Origin of the sequence: Streptomyces sp. ActVer (assembly GCF_027270795.1) — a bacterium.
Lineage (GTDB): Bacteria > Actinomycetota > Actinomycetes > Streptomycetales > Streptomycetaceae > Streptomyces > Streptomyces umbrinus_A.
Map to the genome: position 1 here is coordinate 1 of NZ_JAPWHT010000511.1, position 6,999 is coordinate 6,999.

The following is a 6,999-nucleotide window of genomic DNA, read 5'->3' on the forward strand; positions in this document are numbered from 1 at the left end:
ATCTGCGCGGCGGCCATCCGCCCGGCGGACCCGGCCGCTCTCGCCTCCCGGGTCGCCGCGGCCGTCGCCGAGTCCCTCGCCGCCGGCACCTGGCTCCGCCTCAAGGCCTGCGAGGCGCCGGACTGCCACTGGGCGTACTACGACCGCAGCCCGGCGGGGCGTGGCCGCTGGTGCTCGATGTCCGTCTGCGGGGCACGGGCGAAGATGCGCCGCTACCGCGCGAAGTAGCCCGGGCTCGGGGAGCCGCCCGGCCGCTCGGTCGGACCCCGCTATGGCTGCTCGACGTCCCGCCCGTTCCTCGCCGTCGAGCGTGAACCCACCAGCGGCAGCAGCGGACACGGCACGGCCACGCCCGCCACCGCTGCCGCCATCCCGCCCGCCATCACGCCCGCCAGGACGAGCAGGCAGCCGAGGGGCCGGGCGGAGACGGTCGGTTCGAGGGCTCGTGGGGTTGCCGCCTGCCCGGCCACCGAGGGTGCCGGCGCCATCGCCGGGGGCCGAAGTCGGCGGTGCGGACGGGGACTTGGCGGGATCCGGCGACTTGGAGCGCCCCGCCGAAGCCGCCGCGGACGCCGAAGCCGCCAACTTGTTACGCCGCCGACCCGCCAAGCCTTCAAGCAGCCGCCAACCCGTCAAGCCGCCGACCCGTCAAGCCGCCAAGCAGCCGCCAAGCAGCCGCCAACCGGTCGTGGCGGCTCAGGCTCAGGCGGCCGGTCGCCCCATCGCCCGGTACGTCCAGCCCGCGGCCCGCCACACGGCGGGGTCGAGCGCGTTGCGGCCGTCCAGCACGACGCGGTCCGTCACGGTCTCGCCGAGCGCCGCCGGGTCCAGCTCGCGGAACTCGCGCCACTCGGTGAGGTGCAGGACGACATGGGCGCCGCGCACGGCTTCCACGGCGGTGTCCGCGTACCCAAGCGTCGGGAAGAGCCGTCGCGCGTTGTCGAGGCCCTTGGGGTCGTAGACCGTGACCTGGCCGCCCTGCAGATGAATCTGCCCGGCGACGTTCAGCGCGGGCGAATCCCGGACGTCGTCCGAATCCGGCTTGAACGTCGCGCCGAGCACCGCGATCCGCTTCCCGAGGAACGATCCGCCGCCCAGTGCCTCACGGGTCATTTCCACCATCTGACCGCGGCGCCGCATATTGATGGAGTCGATCTCGCGCAGGAAGGTGAGGGCCTGGTCGGCGCCGAGTTCACCGGCGCGTGCCATGAAGGCGCGAATGTCCTTGGGGAGGCATCCGCCGCCGAAGCCGATGCCCGCGCGCAGGAACTTCTTGCCGATCCGGTCGTCGTAGCCGATCGCCTCGGCGAGCTTCACGACGTCGCCGCCGGCGGCCTCGCAGACCTCGGCCATCGCGTTGATGAAGGAGATCTTGGTGGCGAGGAAGGAGTTCGCGGCGGTCTTCACCAGCTCGGCGGTCGGGAAGTCGGTGACCACGAAGGGCGAGCCCTCGGCCATCGGCGTCGCGTACACCTCGCGCAGCAGCTTCTCGGAGCGCTCGCTGCGGACGCCGGCCACGATGCGGTCGGGGTGCAGGGTGTCCTGGACGGCGAGGCCCTCGCGCAGGAACTCCGGGTTCCAGGCCAGCTCGACCTCCTCGCCGGCGGGGGCGAGCTCGACGAGCGTGCGGCCCAGCCGCTCGGCCGACCCCACGGGCACGGTGGACTTGCCGACGACGAGGGCGGGGCCCGTGAGATGGGGAGCGAGGGAGGCGAAGGCGGCGTCGACGTACGACATGTCGCACGCGTACTCGCCGTGCTTCTGCGGGGTGTTCACGCAGACGAAGTGGATGTCGCCGAACGCCGCGACCTCGGCCCAGTCCATGGTGAACCGCAGCCGCCCGCTGGACCCCTCGATACCGGCGACATGCTTGGCCAGCAGCTCCTCGAGCCCCGGCTCGTACATCGGGACCTCGCCCCGCTGGAGCATCTCGATCTTCTCGGGTACGACGTCGAGTCCCAGCACCTCGAACCCGAGCTCGGCCATGGCCGCGGCGTGCGTGGCGCCGAGGTAGCCGGTGCCGATCACGGTGATCTTGAGGGCCATGGATGCTCCAGTAGGTGTCCGTCAGGTGTCCGTCAGGTGTGCGCCTGCAGCGCGCCTTGAGTGCGCTGACCGAGCATAGTCGGGGCTTGTTCGAGCGCTTCACCGGGCAGTTTCCCCCTTGTCGCCAAGCTCACGTATCACTGCCGTGGGCGGGCCCCTAAAATTTGAGTTACTTAACGGTAATTAGCGTCAGCATCACAGCGTCTTTGGAGCGTGAGAGACCTTGGCCGGATCGGCTGATTTCGACCTGTACCGCCCGTCCGAGGAGCACGGCATGCTCCGTGACGCGATCCGTTCACTGGCCGAGGCGAAGATCGCGCCGTACGCCGCAGCGGTGGACGAGGAAGCCCGGTTCCCCCGGGAGGCCCTGGACGCCCTGGTCTCCTCCGACCTGCACGCCGTGCACGTACCGGAGACGTACGGCGGTGCGGGCGCGGACGCGCTGGCCACGGTCATCGTGATCGAGGAGGTGGCGCGGGTGTGTGCGTCCTCGTCCCTGATTCCCGCGGTGAACAAGCTGGGCTCGCTCCCGGTGATCCTCTCCGGCTCCGAGGACCTGAAGAAGAAGTACCTGGGCCCGCTGGCCAAGGGCGACGGCATGTTCTCGTACTGCCTCTCCGAGCCGGACGCGGGCTCGGACGCGGCGGGCATGAAGACGAAGGCGGTCCGCGACGGCGACTTCTACGTCCTGAACGGTGTGAAGCGCTGGATCACCAACGCGGGCGAGTCGGAGTACTACACGGTGATGGCCGTGACCGACCCCACGAAGCGCTCCAAGGGCATCTCGGCCTTCGTCGTCGAGAAGTCGGACGAGGGTGTCTCCTTCGGCGCCCCGGAGAAGAAGCTCGGCATCAAGGGCAGCCCGACGCGCGAGGTCTACCTCGACAACGTTCGCATCCCGGCCGACCGCATCATCGGCGAGGAGGGCACTGGCTTCGCCACCGCGATGAAGACCCTGGACCACACCCGCATCACGATCGCCGCCCAGGCCCTCGGCATCGCCCAGGGCGCCCTCGACTACGCCAAGGGCTACGTCCGGGAGCGCAAGCAGTTCGGCAAGGCGATCGCCGACTTCCAGGGCATCCAGTTCATGCTCGCCGACATGGCCATGAAGATCGAGGCCGCCCGCGCCCTGACGTACCAGGCCGCGGCCAAGTCGGAGCGCGGCGACAGCGACCTCACCTTCCAGGGCGCGGCGGCCAAGTGCTTCGCCTCCGACGTCGCCATGGAGGTCACCACGGACGCCGTCCAGCTCCTCGGCGGCTACGGCTACACCCGCGACTACCCGGTCGAGCGCATGATGCGCGATGCCAAGATCACCCAGATCTACGAGGGCACGAACCAGGTCCAGCGCATCGTGATGGCCCGCAACCTGCCGTAGGGCGCAGCCGTATTACAGCGATGGGCCCCCGGCGCAATGCCGGGGGCCCATCGCTGTGATACGGCTTCTCACGCGGTACGGGCTCGGGGACCGCTCAGTTCCCCGACACCGTCACCTTCTCGTCGTTCTTCAGCTGGTTCACCAGGGTCTTGACCTTGGCGGTGTCCCACTGGAGGTTGCCGTTGGCCGAGTTGCCGGAGATGGGCATGTTCATCGACTTGCCCTCGCCGCCGGTGATGCCCTTCATGGCCCAGAACATCGAGGCCAGGTTCCAGAGGGACATGTCCTTGTCGACGGTGAGGGTGTCGAGGCCGGCGCCCATGGTCGGGTAGAGCTTGAAGGGGTTGAGGACCGTGGACGGCGTCGCCGTCTGGCTCGCCAGGGCCGCGAGGAACTTCTGCTGGTTCTTCGTACGGTCCAGGTCGCTGCCCGCGAACGCGTACCGCGTACGGACGAAGGCCAGCGCCTGCTCGCCGTTCAGGGTCTGCTTGCCCGCCTTGAAGTCGGCGCCGGACTTGTCGTCCTTGAACGCCTTGGGGATGTCCATCTCGACACCGCCCACCGCGTCGACGATCTTCGCGAAGCCGCCGAAGCCGATCTCCGCGTAGTGGTCGATGCGCAGGCCGGTGTTGGCCTCGACGGTCCGCACGAGCAGCTCGGGCCCGTCCTCGGCGTACGCCGCGTTGAGCTTCACCTGACGGCCGGTGCCCGGGAAGGTCTTGCCGGACTCGGAGCCCTTGAACGTGGGGATCGTCACGTTCGAGTCGCGCGGCAGCGAGATCATCGTGTTCCCGTTGTCGCCGACGTGCAGGATCATCATCGAGTCCGTGCGCTTGCCCTCGGCGGAGCCCGTGTGGAGCTTCTTCTTCTCCTCGGCGGACATGCCCTCGCGGCTGTCGGAACCGACGATCAGGTAGTTGGTGCCCTCGCCGCCGTCGGGCCGGTCGATCACCTTCGACAGGTCGACCTCGCGCTTGAGCTTCGAGTCGGCCCAGAAGTACGTACCCACGGAGACCACGACCAGCACGGTGACCACCGTGATCGCGGTCCACTTGATCCGCTTGCGCCAGTTCGGCGCGGGCCGCGGGCCCCGTCCGCGGCCGCCCGGAGGCTCCTGCGGACCGCCTCCGCCCGGCGAGCCGTAGACCTGGCCGGTGTTGTAACCGTCGTAGGCGTCCCCGCCGTAGCCGTCCGTGTACGTCGGCTGGGGCGGGACTCCGCGCGACGGCGCCGAGGGGCGTGGACCGGCCCCCGAGCCGCGCTGCACCTGCCGCATCACACGGGCGCCCTCGGGCTCGGCGCCTGTGCCGCCGCGGCCGTGCCGGTCGCCGCCGTTGTATCCCTGGGGCCAATCGCTCATGGGCCCAGTGTGCAGGGTCCCACTGTGTGCCATACAAGAGTCTTCGGAAAATCGCACCAGGGCTGTTGCAGAGCTGATGCAAAGCAACCCTTGCGAGTGCCCGGCATAAGGTGGACGGCATGACAGACCAGGCCCGTACTCCGGAATCCGATATTCCGGGCAAGCCGACTTCGGCGTCCCGAACCACCCTCAGCCACATCATGACCCACAACGACACCAACCTTCTGGGCACGGTGCACGGTGGTGTGATCATGAAACTGGTCGACGACGCGGCCGGCGCGGTGGCCGGGCGGCACTCCGGCGGGCCCGCCGTGACCGCCTCCATGGACGAGATGGCCTTCCTGGAACCCGTACGCGTAGGCGACCTCGTGCATGTGAAGGCACAGGTGAACTGGACGGGTCGTACGTCGATGGAGGTCGGCGTCCGCGTTCTCGCCGAGCGTTGGAACGAGTCGACGCCGCCTCAGCAGGTCGGCTCGGCCTACCTGGTGTTCGCCGCGGTGGATGCCGACGGGAAGCCTCGGCGGGTACCTCCGGTGGTGGCGGAGAGTGAGCGGGACCGGCGCCGCAATCAGGAGGCGCAGATTCGTCGTACGCATCGGCTTGCTCGGCGGCGGGCGATTGTGGAGTTGCGGGCAAAGCGGTCCGCGGAAGGGCTCGACGACTAGGGAGTTTGGCGGCTGCGGGCCGGATGTGGCTGGTCGCGCAGTTCCCCGCGCCCCTAAAAACGGGGCGCCCTCCTGAGCCGGGGAATGAAGGCTCAGCGGGGAGCTGGACGGCCACCAGGTATTCGTAGGCGAGCCCTCGCCGGATTGGTTCTCTACGGGCAGACCACCTGGTCGCCCGTCAGCGTTTTGAATTCGCCCTGGGTCGGGTCCTCCGCGCGGACCTTGTGGACCTGCTTGAAGTCCGAGCCGGCGATCACCTTCATGAGGGGGCCCTGGCCGTTCACGGGGCGCAGCTCGCTGCCGGGCAGGGCCGTGGCGAGGGATTTCGCGGAGCGGTCCCAGCGGGGGTCGTACTGGACGATCGTGCGCCGGATCGAGCGGTCGGGGGCGTTCACGGGGGCCCGGGTCGTGCGGAAGCCGGTGGCCGACAGGCCGCTGTCGACGCGGCGGCCGAGGCCGGCGGTCATGGTGCCGTTCTCGACCTGGACCCGGATCTGCTGCGGGGCGACATCGACGCGCAGGGCCTTGGAGCGGACCCGGTGCGGGGCGAGCGGCTTGTCGTCGCGCAGGGTGCGGAAGAGCCGGTCCGCCTTCCCCTCGTCCCACTTCAGGGTCGAACCGATGCCCTTCACGGCGTACCCCATCTTCCCGATCGGGACCGTCGTGAACTCAGAGGAGGACGGCGAGAAGGTCCGCATCGCCCGCCCCAGGTCGATGAGTTCGTTCGACCCGAGGCCCTTGTCGGCGCGCACCGAGCCGAGCACGGCCCCGGTCACGTCCCGGAACCTGATCGGGTTGAGCAGCACCCCGGACGAGGTGGCCCGCTCGATGAGCGCGGCCAGGAAGCGCTGCTGGCGCTGCATCCGGCCGAGGTCCGAGGCCCCGTCGATGTGCCGCGAGCGCACGTACTGCAGCGCCTGCCCGCCGTTCAGATCGTGCACTCCGGTCGGCAGGTCGAGCCCGGTGTAGGTGTCCTTGAGCGGCTTCACCGTGCAGATCCGGACCCCGCCGAGCACGTCCACGGTCTTGATGAAGCTGGTGAAGTCGACCTCCAGATAGTGGTCGATCTTCACATTGGTCATGCTCTCCACTGTCCGCACGGTCAGCCGGGGCCCGCCCTCCGCGTACGCGGCGTTGAGCTTGACCGGGTGCGGCTGGTGCCGTTGTCCGCTGGTGCGGTCGACGTGGGCGGGCGTCTCGGCGTACGAGTCGCGCGGCAGGCTCACGATGCTGGCCCGCTTCCGGTCCTCGGAGAGGTGCACGACCATGATCGTGTCGGTGCAGTGGCAGGGGGCGCCGCCGAGCCGGTACTTCTCCTTCTCCTCCGGGGTGATCCGGTCGCGGCCGTCGGTGCCGACGAGCAGGACGTTCATGCCGTGGCCGCGCGCGGGCCGGTTCTTCATGTCCTTGAAGGGGTCGATCCGGTCGATGTCGGAGCCGAGACCGGTGAGCAGCGCGTGCCCGATGCCGGCCGCCGCGAGCACCGTCACGGACACCGAGGTCGTCATCCGCATGGCCCAGCGCGGCCGCCTGCGCCGTACGGG

At 69.6% G+C, this 6,999-nt stretch carries 7 protein-coding genes; 3 read left to right on the plus strand and 4 right to left on the minus strand.

Translation table 11 applies throughout. The features are described from left to right. Positions 1–228: CGNR zinc finger domain-containing protein (locus O3Q52_RS45795; protein WP_269654406.1), on the plus strand; the 228-nt coding region annotated here is incomplete at its 5' end. A 41-nt stretch (positions 229–269) separates the two neighbouring features. Here the strand turns inward: O3Q52_RS45795 and O3Q52_RS45800 are convergent. Then, a complete protein-coding gene (locus tag O3Q52_RS45800) occupies positions 270–488 on the minus strand; it encodes a hypothetical protein (RefSeq protein WP_269654407.1) in 219 nt (72 codons plus the stop codon). A 214-nt stretch (positions 489–702) separates the two neighbouring features. After that, entirely contained in the window at positions 703–2,046 is a 1,344-nt protein-coding gene (locus tag O3Q52_RS45805; RefSeq protein ID WP_269654408.1) for a UDP-glucose/GDP-mannose dehydrogenase family protein, read from the minus strand. 223 nt (positions 2,047–2,269) lie between these two features. On the opposite strand from O3Q52_RS45805, the gene O3Q52_RS45810 reads away from it, so the two are divergent. Then, positions 2,270–3,427: an acyl-CoA dehydrogenase family protein gene (locus O3Q52_RS45810; protein WP_269654409.1), complete on the plus strand. Its 1,158-nt coding sequence runs from the start codon at positions 2,270–2,272 to the stop codon at positions 3,425–3,427. Positions 3,428–3,521: 94 nt separating this feature from the next. Here the strand turns inward: O3Q52_RS45810 and O3Q52_RS45815 are convergent, their stop codons facing one another. Next, positions 3,522–4,787, minus strand: coding sequence for an LCP family protein (locus O3Q52_RS45815; RefSeq protein ID WP_269654410.1), 1,266 nt, complete (start codon positions 4,785–4,787; stop codon positions 3,522–3,524). 119 nt (positions 4,788–4,906) lie between these two features. Here O3Q52_RS45815 and O3Q52_RS45820 point away from each other — a divergent pair, with 119 nt between their 5' ends. Beyond that, positions 4,907–5,455: an acyl-CoA thioesterase gene (locus O3Q52_RS45820; protein ID WP_269654411.1), complete on the plus strand. Its 549-nt coding sequence runs from the start codon at positions 4,907–4,909 to the stop codon at positions 5,453–5,455. A gap of 152 nt (positions 5,456–5,607) precedes the next feature. Here the strand turns inward: O3Q52_RS45820 and O3Q52_RS45825 are convergent. Further along, positions 5,608–6,999 (minus strand): LCP family protein (locus O3Q52_RS45825; RefSeq protein WP_269654412.1); only part of this gene is annotated, 1,392 nt, incomplete at its 5' end.